Annotated in this window: 14 protein-coding genes; 10 read left to right on the top strand and 4 right to left on the bottom strand. The window is 68.1% G+C overall.

Going from position 1 to position 16,210, the window contains the following annotated elements:
* Position 1 precedes the first annotated feature (1 nt).
* Complete coding sequence (locus tag ACSQ3Y_RS08025; RefSeq protein ID WP_436176916.1) at positions 2-1,093, top strand: sensor domain-containing diguanylate cyclase; 1,092 nt, start codon at positions 2-4, stop codon at positions 1,091-1,093.
* Here the strand turns inward: ACSQ3Y_RS08025 and ACSQ3Y_RS08030 are convergent.
* The 3 genes from ACSQ3Y_RS08030 to ACSQ3Y_RS08040 all read right to left on the bottom strand — a co-directional run bounded on the left by ACSQ3Y_RS08030 (position 1,090) and on the right by ACSQ3Y_RS08040 (position 4,553).
* The gene (locus ACSQ3Y_RS08030) at positions 1,090-1,551 is read right to left on the bottom strand and encodes a (2Fe-2S)-binding protein (RefSeq protein WP_428002290.1); all 462 of its coding nucleotides are present in this window, start codon (positions 1,549-1,551) and stop codon (positions 1,090-1,092) included. The two genes, ACSQ3Y_RS08025 and ACSQ3Y_RS08030, sit on opposite strands and share 4 nt — an antisense overlap.
* 22 nt (positions 1,552-1,573) lie before the next feature.
* Positions 1,574-3,847 (bottom strand): molybdopterin cofactor-binding domain-containing protein, encoded by a 2,274-nt coding sequence (locus ACSQ3Y_RS08035; RefSeq protein WP_436176917.1) that lies wholly within the window; start codon positions 3,845-3,847, stop codon positions 1,574-1,576.
* Positions 3,848-3,944: 97 nt separating this feature from the next.
* Positions 3,945-4,553 (bottom strand): glutathione S-transferase, encoded by a 609-nt coding sequence (locus ACSQ3Y_RS08040; RefSeq protein ID WP_057201528.1) that lies wholly within the window; start codon positions 4,551-4,553, stop codon positions 3,945-3,947.
* A gap of 147 nt (positions 4,554-4,700) precedes the next feature.
* On the opposite strand from ACSQ3Y_RS08040, the gene ACSQ3Y_RS08045 reads away from it, so the two are divergent.
* The 6 genes from ACSQ3Y_RS08045 to urtE all read left to right on the top strand — a co-directional run bounded on the left by ACSQ3Y_RS08045 (position 4,701) and on the right by urtE (position 11,920).
* Positions 4,701-5,159 carry an Lrp/AsnC family transcriptional regulator gene (locus ACSQ3Y_RS08045; protein ID WP_436176918.1) on the top strand — a complete coding sequence of 153 codons (459 nt, stop codon included), beginning with the start codon at positions 4,701-4,703 and terminating at the stop codon, positions 5,157-5,159.
* A 249-nt stretch (positions 5,160-5,408) separates the two neighbouring features.
* A complete protein-coding gene (urtA, locus tag ACSQ3Y_RS08050; protein ID WP_057201488.1) occupies positions 5,409-6,671 on the top strand; it encodes an urea ABC transporter substrate-binding protein in 1,263 nt (420 codons plus the stop codon).
* A 122-nt stretch (positions 6,672-6,793) separates the two neighbouring features.
* Positions 6,794-8,374 (top strand): urea ABC transporter permease subunit UrtB, encoded by a 1,581-nt coding sequence (urtB, locus tag ACSQ3Y_RS08055; protein ID WP_436176919.1) that lies wholly within the window; start codon positions 6,794-6,796, stop codon positions 8,372-8,374.
* Between the two features lie 16 nt (positions 8,375-8,390).
* Positions 8,391-9,533, top strand: a complete 1,143-nt coding sequence (gene urtC / locus ACSQ3Y_RS08060) for an urea ABC transporter permease subunit UrtC (protein WP_436176920.1) — start codon at positions 8,391-8,393, stop codon at positions 9,531-9,533.
* Entirely contained in the window at positions 9,530-10,405 is an 876-nt protein-coding gene (gene urtD / locus ACSQ3Y_RS08065) for an urea ABC transporter ATP-binding protein UrtD (RefSeq protein WP_436176921.1), read from the top strand. Before urtC ends, urtD begins: the two co-directional genes overlap by 4 nt.
* Positions 10,406-11,227: 822 nt before the next feature.
* Complete coding sequence (gene urtE, locus ACSQ3Y_RS08070) at positions 11,228-11,920, top strand: urea ABC transporter ATP-binding subunit UrtE (RefSeq protein WP_057201484.1); 693 nt, start codon at positions 11,228-11,230, stop codon at positions 11,918-11,920.
* Here urtE and ACSQ3Y_RS08075 read toward each other — a convergent pair whose 3' ends face one another.
* Complete coding sequence (locus ACSQ3Y_RS08075) at positions 11,921-12,769, bottom strand: phosphatase PAP2 family protein (RefSeq protein ID WP_436176922.1); 849 nt, start codon at positions 12,767-12,769, stop codon at positions 11,921-11,923.
* Between the two features lie 212 nt (positions 12,770-12,981).
* On the opposite strand from ACSQ3Y_RS08075, the gene ACSQ3Y_RS08080 reads away from it, so the two are divergent.
* The 3 genes from ACSQ3Y_RS08080 to ACSQ3Y_RS08090 all read left to right on the top strand — a co-directional run bounded on the left by ACSQ3Y_RS08080 (position 12,982) and on the right by ACSQ3Y_RS08090 (position 16,196).
* The gene (locus ACSQ3Y_RS08080; protein ID WP_436176923.1) at positions 12,982-14,073 is read left to right on the top strand and encodes a diacylglycerol/lipid kinase family protein; all 1,092 of its coding nucleotides are present in this window, start codon (positions 12,982-12,984) and stop codon (positions 14,071-14,073) included.
* Between the two features lie 29 nt (positions 14,074-14,102).
* On the top strand, positions 14,103-14,915 hold the full coding sequence (locus tag ACSQ3Y_RS08085; protein WP_436176924.1) for a metallophosphoesterase family protein: 813 nt from the start codon (positions 14,103-14,105) through the stop codon (positions 14,913-14,915).
* A 195-nt stretch (positions 14,916-15,110) separates the two neighbouring features.
* Positions 15,111-16,196, top strand: coding sequence for an adenylate/guanylate cyclase domain-containing protein (locus ACSQ3Y_RS08090; protein WP_436176925.1), 1,086 nt, complete (start codon positions 15,111-15,113; stop codon positions 16,194-16,196).
* Positions 16,197-16,210: the final 14 nt, after the last annotated feature.

Genomic DNA, 16,210 nt, shown 5'->3' on the forward strand with positions numbered 1-16,210 from the left:
CATGGGTGAAGCAGACCTGAACCGGGAGCGGCTGGAGCTGGCCCTGGAAGCGGCCGGCCTGGACCTGTGGGAGAACGATCTGGTCACTGGCAACGTGACCCGCAAGGCCACCAAGACCTTCCTGGAGCTGGGCTTCACCGAGGAGGAGATCGTCTCGGGCCTGCAGGACGTCTACGGCCTGTTCCACCCCGATGACCTGGGGACGGTGCAGCAAGCCGTGTCCGACCACATGTCGGGCATCACGCCGCAGTACCGCTGCGAGTTCCGGCTGCGCGCCAAGAGCGGCGAATGGGTCTGGTATGCCAACTACGGCCGCATCATGGACGGCCATACCGATACCCCGGGCAAGCGCCTGATCGGAGTGACCTTCAACATCGACGACCGCAAGCGCAAGGAAGACGAGATCGCACAGATCAACCGCCAATTGCGCGAGCAGAACGCGCTGCTGCAGCAGCTCAACACGGCGCTGGAACAATTGGCTGCCTGCGATGCGCTCACCGGCCTGTCCAACCGGCGCACGCTGATGGACCTGGGCGCCCGCGAGTGCCAGCGCACCGCGCAACTGGGCCAGCCGCTGTCGTTGATGGTGGTGGACATCGACCATTTCAAGGCCGTCAACGACGCCTGGGGCCATCTGGCGGGTGACCGGGTGATCTGCGCGGTGGCCCAGGCCTGTCTGGCGCGCTCGCGCATGGCGGTGGACATCGTGGCCCGCTACGGGGGCGAAGAGTTCGTCATCGTGCTGCCGGGCATCGATGCCCCCGGCGCTCTGCGCCTGGCCGAGCTGCTGCGCCAGGGCGTATCGGACCACAACGTGCCCGTGGATGCGGAGGGCGCCTGCGTCACCGTCACGGTGAGCATCGGCTTGGCCACCCTGTACGCCGAGCCCGGCGCGGGCTTCGAGGAGCTGGTCAACACCGCCGACAAGGCGCTCTACCGGGCCAAGCAGGCGGGCCGCAACAACGTGCAGGTGGCTGCACCGTCGCCCCCAGCCCGCGCCGACATGCTCATCGTGCTCGATCCCGAACCCGAACCCGAACCCGAACCCGAACCCGATCCAGACCCCGCCCAGGGCCGGGCGCTAGCCAGCTAGCCCGCCTTGCCGCCAGCGGCTTGGTGGATCGCTGCGCGGATGCGCGGGTAGGTGCCGCAGCGGCAGGCATTGCCCGACATGGCCGTGTCGATGTCCGCATCCGTGGGGCGCGCGGTTTTGCCCAGCAGCGCGCAGGCCGACATGAGCTGGCCGCTCTGGCAGTAGCCGCACTGGGCCACGTCCAGCGCAATCCAGGCGTTGCGCAGGGCCTCGGCCTGGGGGCCGACCAGGCCTTCGATGGTGGTCACGTCGGCCTCGCCCACCGCCGACAGCGGTGTGACGCAGGCGCGCGTGGGCTCGCCGTTCAGGTGCACGGTGCAGGCGCCGCACAGCGCCATGCCGCAGCCGAACTTGGTGCCGTTCATGTGCAGTTCGCCGCGCAGCACCCACAGCAGGGGCGTATCGGGCTCGGCGTTGACGGAGACGGCCTTGCCGTTGATGCGAAGGGTGGAGGGCATGGATGGGGCTCCTGTAAGGGGGTCAGGCCAGGCGCAGCGGCAGGCTGCGCAGGCGCTGGCCGTTCAGCGCGAAAAGGGCGTTGGCCACGGCGGGGGCGATGGGCGGCACGCCCGGCTCGCCCACGCCCTCGGGCGGCTCGGCGCTCTGCACGATATGCACCTCGATGCGCGGGCACTCGGCCATGCGCAGCAGGGGGTAGTCGTGGAAGTTGGCCTGCTGCACCTGGCCCTTGTCCACGGTGATCTCGCCATGCAGCGCAGCCGTGAGGCCGAAGACCACGGCGCTCTCCATCTGCTGGGTGATGAGGTTGGGGTTGATGGCCGCGCCGCAGTCGATCACGCAGACCACGCGGTGCACGCGGATGGCCTTGCTGTCCGCCGCCACCGACACCTCGGCCACCTGCGCCACGATGGAGCCGAAGGACTGGTGCAGCGCAATGCCCCGTGCGCGTTTCGCGCCCGATGCATCGGCTGCCAGCGGCTGGCCCCAGCCCGCCAGCTCGGCCGCCTTCTTCAGCACATGCAGGTGGCGCGGGTGCTTTTGCAGCAGGCTGGCGCGAAAGGCCACCGGGTCCTGCCTGGCTGCAGCGGCCGCCTCGTCCATGAAGCTTTCCTTGAAGAAGGCCTGGTGCGAATGCCCGACCGAGCGCCAGAAGCCCACCGGCAGCGGCAGCGCGATGATCTCGTGGGCAATGCGTGCGTTGGGCCACTCGTAGGGCTGATCGAAGGCGCCTTCCGAGGTGGTCTTGTCCGGCCCGGCCCCGGGCAGGCCGAAGATGCGGCCGAGCACCTGCGGCACGATGGCTTGGCCCACCGAGAGGTTTTCCCACGCCACCAGCCGGCCCTCGCCATCAAAGCCGGCCTTGAAGCGCGCCATGCACGCAGGGCGGTAGAAATCGTGCTGCGTGTCCTGCTCGCGCGTCCACAGCGTCTGCACCGGCGCGCCACCGGCCTCGCGCGCAATGGCGGCGGCCTGGGCCACGTAGTCCACCTCCAGCCGCCGGCCGAAGCCGCCGCCCAGCAGCAACTGCTGCACGTCCACCTTGTCCTCGGCAATGCCCAGCACCTTGGCCGCAGCCGTGCGCGCCAGGTCGGGTACCTGGGTGGAGGTCCACACCGTCGCCGCTCCGTCCCTGAACTGCACCGTGCAGTTGATGGGCTCCAGTGCCGCATGGGCCAGGTAGGGCGCGCGGTAGTCGGCCGTGAGGGTGCGCGCAGCACCCTGCATGGCCACCTCGGCATCGCCGCTCTGGTGGTAGCCAAAGCCCTTGGCCTGGTCCAGCGCCTGGGCCAGTTGCGTGTACACCGCCGCGTTTGACAGCGCGGCCGCCGGGCCGTGGTCCCATTCCACCGTGACGGCGGCCACGGCCTTGCGCGCATGCCAGGGCGTGTCGGCGATCACGGCCACGGCGCCGGTGCCGCCGTTCAGGGCGTCCACGGCCAGCACCTTCTTCACGCCGGGCAGCTTCTCGGCGGCGGCGCCGTCCATGCGCGCCACCTTGCCGCCGCGCGTGGGGCACATCACCACGGCGGCATGCAGCAGACCGGGCGGATTCGCGTCGATGCCGAACACGGCGCTGCCATCAAGCTTGCCGCGCGCCTCGATGCGCGTGAGCGGCTTGCCGATGAGGCGAAACTGCGCCGGCTCCTTGAGCGCCACCTTGCCCGGCAGCGGTTGCTGCGCGGCCAGGGCCGCCAGCTCGCCGAAGCGGGCGCGCTGGCCCGCGGCATGCTCGACCACGCCGGCCTGCACACTGCACTCGGTGGCCTGCACGTTCCACTGCGCGGCCGCCGCGCGCACCAGCATGGCCCGGGCGCTGGCGCCGGCCTCGCGCATGGGCCGCCACAGGTCCTTGATGCTGGACGAGCCGCCGGTCATCATCACGCCCACCTCGCGCATGGTCTTGGCGGTGAGCCAGCCGGCCACGGCCTTCATGGAGCCATCGTTGTCGGGGTGGAAGGGCAGGCCATCGACCACCGTGGCCAGGTTGTTGTAGATGTCGTCGATGGGCGCCATCTCCAGCCGCACCTGGGCCCAGTCGGCATCGAGCTCCTCGGCCAGGATGGCGGCCAGCCCGGTGTGTGTGCCCTGGCCCATCTCGGCCTTGGCCATCATGACTGTGACGGTGTTGTCGGCACCGATCTTGAGCCAGCCGTTGAGCGCTGCCTGGCCGCCCGCCGTGGGCAGGGGCGCGCCCGTGCGCAGGCGCTGGCGCGGGGGCAGCGCCCCCCAGCCGATCACCAGCGCGCCGGCCGTGGCGGCGCCTCCCCAGAGCACTGTGCGTCGTTTCACCATGGTTGTTGCCTGCCTCTCGTCGGAGCGATGGGTAGGGGGCCATCGTATACCGGCAGGGGTCCCGGCGCGACGCGCCCAGGCGACACAAGGGTCCGATTCAGCGCGCAGGCAGTGCCGCAAAGGCCGGCAACCGCTCCGCCTGCTCGGCATAGGCCGCCAGCGCCGGGTAGCCAGCCGCCGCCACGGTGTCGGGCACCATCATCTGCATGAAACCCCAGGCCACGGCGCTGGTGATGCCCGCGTCGCCGATTTCCTGCGCGGGCGCGGGCAGGGGCTCGCGCGCCAGTTCTGCCTCCAGCAGCGCGCAGGCGGCCAGCAACTGGCCGGTCACGCGCTGCAGCCAGGGCGTGTGCAGCTTCTCGGCGGGCCGCAGCTGGTGCTCGTAGACGATCTGCACCGCCTTTTCGCATGCCGCCAGTGCCAGGCCTGTGAGGTGCAGCGCGCGCCGCAGCGCCGGGCCGCCTGCGGGCTGCAGCCGGTGCAAGGACAGCGTGGCCGCCCACTGCAGTATCAGCGTCGAATCCATGAGCACGCCGCCGTCGTCGCAGACCAGGGTCGGGGCCTTGACCACCGGGTTGATGCTGCCGAACGCATCGAAGGTGCTGAACACCGACAGCGGCAGGTGCGTGAACGGCACATCGAGCACCGTGAGCGCGATGGCGACGCGGCGGACATAGGGCGAATCGAGCATTCCAACCAACTGCAGCATGGGTTTGTTTCCTGAAAAGACCGTGAACACGCTCCAGACGATAGGCCCCCACGCGCTGCACGGGAAGGGCAGGGCATCGGAATAATGGGCACCAAACCGATGGATGATCGGCCCCGGCGCAACCCCCTTTCAGCCCGCAGCACCATGCAACTCGACAAGAAAGACTGGCTCATCCTCGAAGCCCTGCAGACCGACGCCCGGCAAAGCCTGGCCGCCCTGGGCAAGCGCATCGGGCTGTCGCAACCCGCCATGAGCGAGCGCGTGCGCAAGCTCGAAGACGCGGGCGTGATCGAGGGCTACGGCGCCCGGGTCAACCTGCGCGCCATCGGCGTGCGGCTGCAGGCCCTCATCCGCATACAGACCACGCACGCCGGTATCGCGCCCTACGTGAAGCTGTTCGAGACCATGCCCGAGGTGCTCGAAGCCGACCGCGTGACCGGCGAGGACTGCTTCATCGTGCGCTGCGCCATCGCCGAGCCCGAAGACCTGCAGCGCGTGGTCGATGCGCTGGCCCGGCACGGCGGAGTGACCACCTCGCTGGTGCTGTCCAGCCCGGTGCGCAAGACCACCACCGTGCACGCGCTCAAGCGGCCGGCGCGCTGATCAGGTGGCCGTGCGCCGCCTGTGGCGTGTGCGGCAGGTAGGAAATTTGCTATCATTTTAATAGTTGTAAATCCAATTCCGGCTTGAGCTTGGTAGGTATTTTTGCCCTGCATGTAACCGGCCGTGTACGCCACCCGGCGTATTTCCGATCCGGGGGCCTGTCTCCAGAATCCATTCCATCGACCGATCCATCAGCCCCACAGGGCCATCGGGCGAAGCGGTTTGAACCCCTCTACTGGAGAAGCACACATGCAACGTCGTTATTCCCTCAAGGCCCTCGCGGCCGTCGCTGCGCTCGCTGGCCTGTCTGCCCTGCCAGCCCATGCCCAGGACACCATCAAGGTCGGCATTCTGCACAGCCTGTCGGGCACCATGGCCATCTCGGAAACCGTGCTCAAGGACACCGTGCTGATGGCCATCGACGAGATCAACGCCAAGGGCGGCGTGCTCGGCAAGAAGCTCGAACCCGTGATCGTCGACCCGGCCTCCAACTGGCCCCTGTTCGCCGAAAAGACCAAGCAGCTGCTCGGCCAGGACAAGGTCTCGGTCATCTTCGGCTGCTGGACCTCGGTGAGCCGCAAGTCCGTGCTGCCCGTGGTCGAGGAAATGAACGGCCTGTTGTTCTACCCCGTGCAGTACGAGGGTGAAGAGCTCTCCAAGAACGTGTTCTACACCGGCGCCGCGCCCAACCAGCAGGCCATCCCCGCAGTGGACTACCTGATGAGCAAGGACGGCGGCAGCGCCAAGCGCTGGGTGCTGCTGGGCACCGACTACGTGTACCCCCGCACCACCAACAAGATCCTGCGCGCCTACCTCAAGTCCAAGGGCGTGAAGGACAGCGACATCGACGAGAAGTACACCCCCTTCGGCCACGCCGATTACCAGACTATCGTCGCCGACATCAAGAAGTTCAGCCAGGGCGGCAAGACGGCCGTGGTCTCCACCATCAACGGTGACTCCAACGTGCCCTTCTACAAGGAACTGGGCAACGCCGGCCTGAAGGCCAAGGACGTGCCTGTGGTCGCTTTCTCGGTGGGCGAGGAAGAACTGCGCGGCGTGGACACCAAGCCGCTGGTGGGCCACCTGGCCGCCTGGAACTACTTCCAGTCCATCAAGAGCCCGGCCAACACCGAGTTCATCAAGAAGTGGGGCGACTACGCCAAGGCCAAGGGCATCGCCGGCCACAAGGACAAGCCGCTCACCAACGACCCGATGGAAGCCACCTACATCGGCATCAACATGTGGAAGCAGGCTGTCGAAAAGGCCAAGAGCACCGATGTCGACAAGGTCATCGCCGCCATGGCCGGCCAGACCTTCAAGGCACCGTCGGGCATCGTCTCCAAGATGGACGAAAAGAACCACCACCTGCACAAGAGCGTGTTCATCGGCGAGATCAAGGCCGACGGCCAGTTCAACGTGGTGTGGAAGACGCCTGGCCCGGTCAAGGCCAAGCCATGGAGCCCCTACATCGAAGGCAACGACAAGAAGCCTGACGAACCTGCCAAGAAGTAACGGCATCGCCCAAGGCGGACAGGCGCCTTGCAAGGGGAGGGGCGCTGCCGTGCCCCTCCCTTTTTTCTTTCCGGGCGCGCCCCGCCTCGCGGGGTGCCTCCACAGGCATTGACTGACGCACTATGTTCAGATTTCTTTCGATGGCATGGCTGTGCCTGCTGGCGTGGGCCGGCCCCGCGCAGGCACTCACGGCCGAGCAGGCGCTGGCCATGGCCGCCGGCGACACCGACGACCGCGTGGCCGCCGTGCAGCAGGCCATCGTGCAGCCCGACGAGCGCATCGCCGCCTTCCTCAAGGCCTTGGCCGATGACGAGGTGAAAGTCGTCGGCGCGGGCAAGGCCGCCATCATCGTGCGTGATGGCAAGGGCATCGACCCCGCCACCGGCACCGACATGCCCGTGCCCGACGACGCCGAAGACGTCATCAACAACAACCGTATGCGCGGCGAGATCGACACCGCCATGGCCGGCTTGGCCCTGTTCGGCAAGGACGACGCCAAGCGCCTGGCTGCTGCCAAGGCCCTGACCCGCGAGCCCGACGCCGGCCGCCTGCCCCTGCTGGACAAGGCCCTGGCGCAAGAGACGCAACCTGCCATCAAGGCCCAGCTGGAACTGGCCCGCTCCGCCACCTTGCTGGGCAGCGAAGACGCCGCCCAGCGCATCGCCGCCGCGCAGGCCCTGTCGCTGAGCGCCACGCCCGACACGCGCCTGTTGCTCAACGAGCGCGCCACGGTGGAAGAGGACGCCAAGGTCAAGGCTGCGCTGCAGGCCGCCCTGAAAGCCATCGACGGCGAGCTCGCTTGGGGCGAGCGCCTGGGCGCTGCGTTCTCGGGCATCAGCCTGGGGTCCATCTTGCTGCTGGTGGCGCTGGGCCTGGCCATCACCTACGGCCTGATGGGCGTGATCAACATGGCCCACGGCGAGCTGATGATGATCGGCGCCTACGCCACTTACGTGGTGCAGGGTCTGTTCCAGAAGTACCTGCCCGGCGCCTTCGACTGGTACCTGGTGGCCGCGGTGCCGCTGGCCTTCGGCGCATCGGCCCTGGTGGGCGCGGTGCTCGAACGCAGTGTGCTGCGCTTCCTGTATGGCCGCCCGCTGGAGACGCTGCTGGCCACCTGGGGCATCAGCCTGGTGCTGATGCAGCTGGTGCGCACGATCTTCGGCGCGCAGAACGTGGGCGTGGAAAACCCCGCCTGGATGAGCGGTGGCGTACAGGTGCTCTCCAACCTCACCTTGCCCTACAACCGCCTCGTGATCATCGGCTTTGCCATCGCCGTGCTGCTGTCCATGGGCTGGCTCATCGGGCGCACACGCCTGGGCCTGTTCGTGCGTGGCGTCACGCAGAACCGGCCCATCGCCTCGTGCATGGGCGTGAACACCGCGCGCGTGGACACCATGGCCTTCGCGTTGGGCTCGGGCATCGCCGGCCTGGCCGGCTGTGCCTTGAGCCAGGTGGGCAACGTCGGCCCCGACCTGGGCCAGAGCTACATCGTCGACGCCTTCATGGTCGTGGTGCTGGGCGGCGTGGGCCAGTTGGCCGGCACCGTGTACGCGGCACTGGGCCTCGGTGTGCTCAACAAGTTCCTCGAAGGCTGGGCCGGCGCCGTGCTGGCCAAGATCGCCGTGCTCGTGTTCATCATCATCTTCATCCAGAAGCGGCCGCAGGGCATCTTCGCGGTGAAGGGCCGCACAGCCGACTGAGCGGGCAAGCAATACCATGACCACCTCAACGCCTTCTCTACAACTCCCCGCACCAGCCCCGCTGCTCACGCGCACCGGCTGGTCGGCCTTCATCGTCGCGCTCATCGTGGTGTGCGCCCTGGCGCCGCTGCTCAACCTGGTGGTGCCCGCCGGCAGCGTGTTCCACATGAGCGACTACGCCGTGGCGTTGCTCGGCAAGATCATGTGCTACGCCATCTGCGCGCTGGCCATGGACCTGATCTGGGGCTACACCGGCATCCTGAGCCTGGGCCACGGCCTGTTCTTCGCGCTCGGCGGCTACGTGATGGGCATGTACCTCATGCGCCAGATCGGCCGCGACGGCAACTACAAGAGCGAGCTGCCCGATTTCATGGTGTTTCTCGACTGGAAGGAACTGCCCTGGCACTGGATGCTGTCCGACAGCTTCGTCGCCACGCTCATCCTGGTGGTGGCCGTGCCCGGCCTGGTGGCCTTCGTGTTCGGCTACTTCGCGTTCCGTTCGCGCATCAAGGGCGTGTACTTTTCCATCATCACCCAGGCCATGACGTACGCGGCCATGCTACTGTTCTTTCGCAACGAGACGGGTTTTGGCGGCAACAACGGCTTCACCGACTTCAAGCGCATCCTGGGCCAGCCGATTGCCACGCAGAACATGCGCATGCTGCTGTTCGTGCTCACGGGGCTCACCCTGCTCGGGTTCTTCCTCATGGCGCGCTGGCTGGTGCGCAGCAAGTTCGGCCGCGTGCTGCAGGCCGTGCGCGACGCCGAGACGCGCGTCATGTTCTCGGGCTACTCGCCGCTGCCCTACAAGCTCACCATCTGGACCATCAGCGCCATGATGTGCGGCGTGGCCGGGGCCCTGTACGTGCCCCAGGTCGGCATCATCAACCCCGGCGAGATGAGCGCCGCCAACTCCATCGAGATCGCCGTGTGGGCGGCCGTGGGCGGCCGCGCCACGCTGATCGGGCCCATCGTGGGCGCCTTCATCGTCAACGGCGCCAAGAGCTGGCTCACCGTCACGGCGCCGGAGTTCTGGCTGTACTTCCTCGGCGCGCTGTTCATTGCCGTCACGCTGTTCCTGCCCAATGGCGTGGTGGGCCTGGTGAAGAAGTTCGGTTTCGGCAAAAAGAACGATGACAAGAAGGGAGGCACGCAATGACCCCGGACCTGATGGAAGAGGGCGCGCGGCGCATTGCAGCCAAGGCCGTCCCGGTGGCCCCCGGCCAGACCGAATCGGGCGGGCGCGCCGCGGGCTTCTCGCGCATCGCCACACCCGGCGAGGTGGACATCACGCACGGCCGCATTTTGTACCTCGAAGACGTGAACGTGAGCTTCGACGGCTTCAAGGCCATCAACAACCTGAGCCTCGACATCGCCCCCGGTGAGCTGCGCTGCATCATCGGCCCCAACGGCGCGGGCAAGACGACGATGATGGACATCATCACCGGCAAGACGCGGCCGGACAGCGGCACGGTGTACTTCGGCAGCACCATCGACCTGCTGCGCCACAACGAGCCCGAGATTGCCAGTCTGGGGATCGGCCGCAAGTTCCAGAAGCCCACGGTGTTCGAGCAGCTCACCGTGTTCGAGAACCTTGAACTCGCGCTCAAGACCCACAAGGGCGTGTCGTCGAGCCTGTTCTTCAAGCTCGACTCCGCCCAGTCGGACCGTCTGGCAGAGATCCTGCACACGATCCACCTGGCGGGCAGCGTGTCGCGCATGGCGGGGAACCTGAGCCACGGGCAAAAGCAATGGCTGGAGATCGGCATGCTGCTGATGCAGGACCCGAAGCTGCTGCTGCTGGACGAACCGGTTGCGGGGATGACGGATGACGAGACGGCCCGCACGGCGGAGCTATTCCTGACGCTCAAGGGCAAGCACTCTCTGATGGTGGTGGAGCATGACATGGGGTTCATCCGCACTATTTCTGAGATCGTTACTGTCTTGTGCGATGGATCTGTGCTGGCGCAGGGGACGCTGGACCAGGTGCAGTCGGATGAGCGGGTGATTGAGGTTTATCTGGGGCGGTGATGGTTTGCTGCTCTTCGTTCTTCTGTGCTTTGGTTGAGGTCGGAGGCCGGGGTGTGCGCCCGGCGGCGCACCTACTTTCTTTTGCGTCGCCAAAAGAAAGTAGGCAAAGAAAAGGCGACCCCCAGTCTGCGTCCCCCTTCGCCCGTTGGGCGAAGGGGGCAACCTGCGATGCTCGGACCTGGGGTGGTGCCGCAGAACTCACTGCGTTCTCCCTTTGGGCGAACTCCGTTCAAACAGCTGCGGCAAGCCAGATCACGAAGTGCGTGTGTCCTGCGGCACACGCACCCACCCCACGCCCTGCGCTTCTCGGCGCAGCCAGCAGGGGTGGGGAGCGGGTACCGCTCGGCTGCTGCTTTCGCAGCAACGCCGGGTGTCGGTTACGCGCTGCGCGCTGCCGACGAAACTGGCGCCATCACCCTGGCGAGCCGAGCGCAGCGAAGGGCCACGGGGCCGAGCGAAGCGATGGCCCGAGTGGAGCCCGTTCCCACCCCCTTCTGACCGTGCCGAGAAGCGCAGGGCCTGGGGTGAGCGCGTGCCGAAGGACACGCGCATCGTTGTCTGGCTCGCCGAAGCTGTTTGACCGGAGCTGCCTCGCAGAGGCAGCGCAGGGAGTTCTTCGGCGCACCCCAGGACCGAGCATCGCAGGCTGCCCCACTCGCCCACCGGGCGAGTGGGGACACGGGCAGCGGGGTCGCCTTTCTTTTGGGTACTTTTCTTTGGCGAAGCAAAGAACAAGTACCTCGGCCGCCGGGCCGAGACCCGGCCTCCGCCCTCTGCACAAGAGCAGAAGTAACCATAGGCACCCGACATAGGCCAACCAACATGCTCACCGTCCAAAACATCAACCAGTACTACGGCGGCTCCCACATCCTGCGCGACGTGAGCCTCACCGCCGAACCCGGCAAGGTCACCGTCCTGCTCGGCCGCAACGGCGTCGGCAAGACCACCCTGCTCAAAAGCCTCATGGGCCTGGTCCCCATCAAGAGCGGCGCCATCAGCTTCGACGGCAAACCCATCGACAAGGCCACCCCCTACGACCGCGCCCGCGCCGGCATCGGCTTCGTGCCGCAGGGCCGCGAGATCTTCGGTCGCCTCACGGTGGAAGAGAACCTGCGCATGGGCCTGGCCTACAAGAGCGGCTCCACCCCCGTGCCGCCGCACCTGTACGAGCTGTTTCCGGTGCTCAAGCAGATGCTGCGCCGCCGTGGCGGCGACCTCTCGGGCGGGCAGCAGCAGCAACTGGCCATTGCGCGCGCCCTCGCACCGGGGCCACGCCTGTTGATCCTGGACGAGCCCACCGAAGGCATCCAGCCGAGCATCATCAAGGACATCGGCCGTGTCATCCGCATGCTCGCCGACAAGGGCGAGATGGCCATCCTGCTGTGCGAGCAGTACTACGACTTCGCGCAGGAGCTGGCCGACCAGTACCTCGTGATGGAGCGCGGCGAGGTCATCGCGCGCGGCCCGGGCAGCGAGATGGAGGCCAAGGGCATCCGCAACCTGGTGGCCATTTGATCAGGCTGCGGTCGTGCAGACCACATCCCCCCGGTGCCGCCAGCGCGCCACGCTCTCGATCACCAGCACCGTGCACACCATCCAGGTGCCGCCCAGAAGCCAGCCGGCCAGCACGTCGCTGGCGTAGTGCACCTGCAGCACCATGCGGCTCCAGCCGGTGGTGAAGACCAGCATGCCCGCCAGCACCACACAGGGCACATGCCAGCGCGGCGGCAGCAGGCGCGTGGCCAAGTAGGCCAGCAGGGTGTAGGCCACCATCGAGGCGCTGCTGTGCCCGCTGGGAAAGCTGTAGCCATCGGCCTGCGCCACGCCATGGTGCAGGTGCTCGGGCCGGGCGCGTTCAAAAATGCTTTTCAAAATGCGCGTCAGCGCCCCATTGCCCGCCAGGGCCGCCAGCCAGCCTGTGGCCAGCAGCCGGTGGCCGCGCCACCACAGGCCGGCGGCCACCAGGGCCGTGAGCGCGGTGAGCACGGCGGTGTCGCCCAGGTGGGTGAGGGCGGCAAAGAAACGCAGCACCCCGGTGGCGGCATGCAGGCGCAGGGCGTTGGCAATGGCGTCGTCAACGGCGCCCCAGTCGCCGCCCTGCTCGCTGCCGCTCTCGGCCAGCTCGGCGATCACGCTCCCGGCCAGCACCATGGCGCAGGCAGCGCCCAGCATGCCCGCCAGCAGGGCCCAGCGCGGGTCGATGGCCACGGGCAACGTGCGCTGCAGCAGCGGCCCGCCGCGCTGGCGCACGGTGCGCAGGCCCCACAGGGCCAGGGGCCCGGCCAGGCTGGCCAGCACCAGGCCGGCCAGCCACCAGCCCAGAGGGTGGTTGGAGATCTGGGTGCCGATGGCGGTGGCTTGCATGGGATCGGTTGGCAACAGCAGCAGTTGTAGGTGGGTGTCGGGTTGATGCTGCCTGTTGTACCGCAGCGCGCATCACCCCTTCGCGCCGGGCGTGAATGTAGGACAAGGCGCCGACAGCTTCACAGCGCCGTGGCTGACAGTGGCGCGCCGGTGGCCAGGGCACCATGGGTGCAGCGGCGCCATGCCGTGTTATCGGAGCCTGCCTTTCATCCATGACCACTGCCCCTCGCCCCCCTGCCGTCCACCCCCATGGGCGCATCCACCTCGTGGTGCCCAAGCGCCCGGGTGCTGATTTCGACCTGGTCCGCGCCAAGCTCGAAGGGGCCTTTGCCGCCCATGCGCACGACGTGGTGTGGCATGTGCCCGATGAGCGTGGCGACATCGTCGACCTGGCTTACAAGGCCGTGCGCGATGCGCAGGCCGATGGCGGGCTGGTCGTGGCCGCCGGGGGCGACGGCACCATCAACGCAGTCGCTGCGGCGGCCCTGCGCGAGGCGGTGCCCATGGGCGTGATACCCATGGGCACGTTCAACTACTTCAGCCGCGAGCATGGCCTGGCGCTCGACCCCGAGGTGGCTGTGCAGGACATGCTGCACGCCATGGAGCGCGGCGACATGCGCCCGGTGCAGGTGGGCTTCGTCAACGACCGCATGTTCGTGGTGAACGCCGCCGTGGGCCTGTACCCGCGCCTGCTGGCCGAGCGCGAGATGGCCTCCAAACGCTTTGGCCGCTCGCGCATGGTGGCCATCCTGTCGGCAGTGTGGAGCATGTTCCGCCCCGCCGGCGGGCGGCGCTGGCGCGTGATCATGCGCACGCACGAAGGTGCCCAGGCCCAGCAGGAGGAGCATCTGGTCACCACCCTGTTCGTCGGCAACAACCCTTTGCAGCTGGACCGCATGGGGCTGGAGCAGGCCCAATCCGTGGCCGATGGCGGGCAGCTCGGTGTCGTGCTGCTGCAGCCGCAGGACCGCTGGGCCGTGGCCCGCACAGTGTGGCACGCCGCCACCGGCCAACTGGCGCGCGACAGCGCCGTGACCAGCATCGCCTGCGCCGAGATGACCGTGGCGCCCGCCAGCTGGCGCCCCGCCCAGGTCAAGGTGGCCTTCGACGGCGAGCGCGAATGGATGGCTCCGCCGCTGCGCTTTCGGGTACACGACCAACCCCTGTGGCTGGTCACGCGCACCACGCTCGACCGGGATGGCGATGCCGCTTCGCAGCATGAGCAGGTGGCCGTCGAACCCGCTGCTCCCGCTGTCGTCCCCCTGCCTGCGCTGGGCGCAGCGGCAGCCTTGGCGGCTTCCTGATCTGCTGCAGCGCCTGTACCCTACGCCCCATGTCCGTTCTGATGCACCTGTCCGACCTGCACTTCGGCGCGCACGAGCCCGTCGTCTGCCGGGCGGTGCAGGCCCTGGCGCGCCAGCTCGGGGTGTCGGTGGTGGTGGTGTCGGGCGACGTCACGCAGCGCGCCACCGCCCCCCAGTTCGCGCAGGCGGCCAGCTTCATCCGTGGGCTCGATGCCGGCGCCACGGTGGTGCTGCCCGGCAACCATGATCTGCCGCTGTTCGCCTGGTGGCTGCGCTGGGGCCGGGCCTACAAGCGCTTCGAGCACGAGTTCGGCAAGGACCTGGAGCCCGTGCGCCAACTGGGCCGTTTCTTCGTCGTCGGCGTGAACACCACGCGCCCCTGGCGCCACGAGCGCGGCAGCCTCTCCAGCGCGCAGATTGCGCGGGTTGAGAAACAGCTGGCCGAGGCCTACGAAGAGCCCTGGCGCATCGTCGTCGCCCACCACCCGCTCACCGCGCGCAATGCGCAGGACAAGGAACACCGGCCCGCGCGCGCCGAAGAGGCCCTGCTGCGCTGGCGCGACGCCGGTGCGCAGATGCTGCTGTCGGGCCATGCCCACGCCGCCGGCCTGCTGCAACCGCTGCCCGGCCTGTGGGTCAGCCAGGCCGGCACGGCCGTATCGCACCGCCTGCGCCATGGCTACCCCAACAGCCTGGTCATCCTGAGCCACGAGGCCGACGCGCACGACCCCGACAAGGTGCTGCGCTGGGCGGCGCGCTGGGACTACGACCCCGCGCGTGCCGCCTTCCACTGCGTGCAGCGGCAGTGGGTGGACGACCCGACAGGGGCTTTGGCAATTTGAATGCCCGCACAGTGCGCACGCGCACGCGCACGCGCACGAGCTGCTGTGCCAGGCCCGCCGCGCCCACTCGCTGGTTGTTTTTCCTGGTCGTTTTCCCGCGGGCGGCTTGACCAATGGCCCGGCGCGCCCCTATTCTGGCTGGCGGGCGCCTCCATGGCCCCGGCCCTTCTCATTGGAACCCTTGCGCCGCCGCCCATGCACAAAGAATTCAACCACGATGCCCTGCGCCGCCTGCAGGCGCTGATTGCCCGCGAAACCGGCGCCACGCTGAGTGAGTCGGCCACGGCCGAGATGGCCGCCATCCTGCGCGGCAGCGAGGGGCCTGATGGCGTGCTCAATGAAAGCCTGTCGGTGGCCCCGCGCGAGGTCACCATCCTGCTGGCCGACCTGCGCGGCTTCACGGCGCTGTCGGCATCGCTGCCTGCGGGCGTGGTGATCCCTGCGCTCAACCGGTGCCTCGCCATGCTCAGCGAGGTGGTCTTCAAGCACGGCGGCGCCATCGACAAGTTCATGGGCGACTCCATCATGGTGCTCTTCGGCGCCCCGGTGGCGCGCGAGGATGATGTGGACCGCGCCCTGATGTGCGCGGTAGAGATGCAGATGGCCATGCGCGACCTGAACCTGGCCCACATGCGCGAGCGCCTGCCCGAGGTCTTCCTGGGCATCGGCGTGAACACCGGCACGGTGATGGCCGGGCGCTTCGGCTCGGACGTGTACTCCGAGTACACCGTCATCGGCGAAGAGGTCAACCTCGCCTCGCGCATCGAGGCCTTCAGCCTGCGCGGCCAGGTGCTCATCAGCGAGGCCACCTACCAGCGCTGCTGGGGGCTGGTGTCGGCGTCGGCCCCCATGCAGGTCTACGTCAAGGGGCGCCAGCAGCCCGTGGGCCTGCGCGAGCTGGTGGCCATCCCCTCGCGCAAGCTCAAGGTGCCGCGCCAGGAGTTTCGTCGCAGCCACCGCGTGGACACGCGCCTGCCCTGCCTGTGCCAACGCATACAGGACAAGATCATCGTGCCGCAGATCGTGCACGCGGCCATCCGCGACATCGGCTACCACGGCCTGCTGGTGGAGCTGACCGAAGAGCTGGCCCTGCACAGCGAGCTCAAGCTCGAATTCGATTTGACCCTGGTCGAATACCACGCCACCGACGTCTACGCCCGCGTCATCACCTTGAAGCCCGAAGGTGGCCAGTGGCTGGCGGGCCTGGAGTTCACCTCCATCAGCCCCGAGTGCCATGCCAAGGTGCAGATGTTCGTGCAGCTGCTGGTGGCGGCGCGGTAGGGGCGGTAGGGGCG

The organism is Acidovorax sp. LjRoot66, assembly GCF_964253305.1.
Lineage (GTDB): Bacteria > Pseudomonadota > Gammaproteobacteria > Burkholderiales > Burkholderiaceae_C > Acidovorax.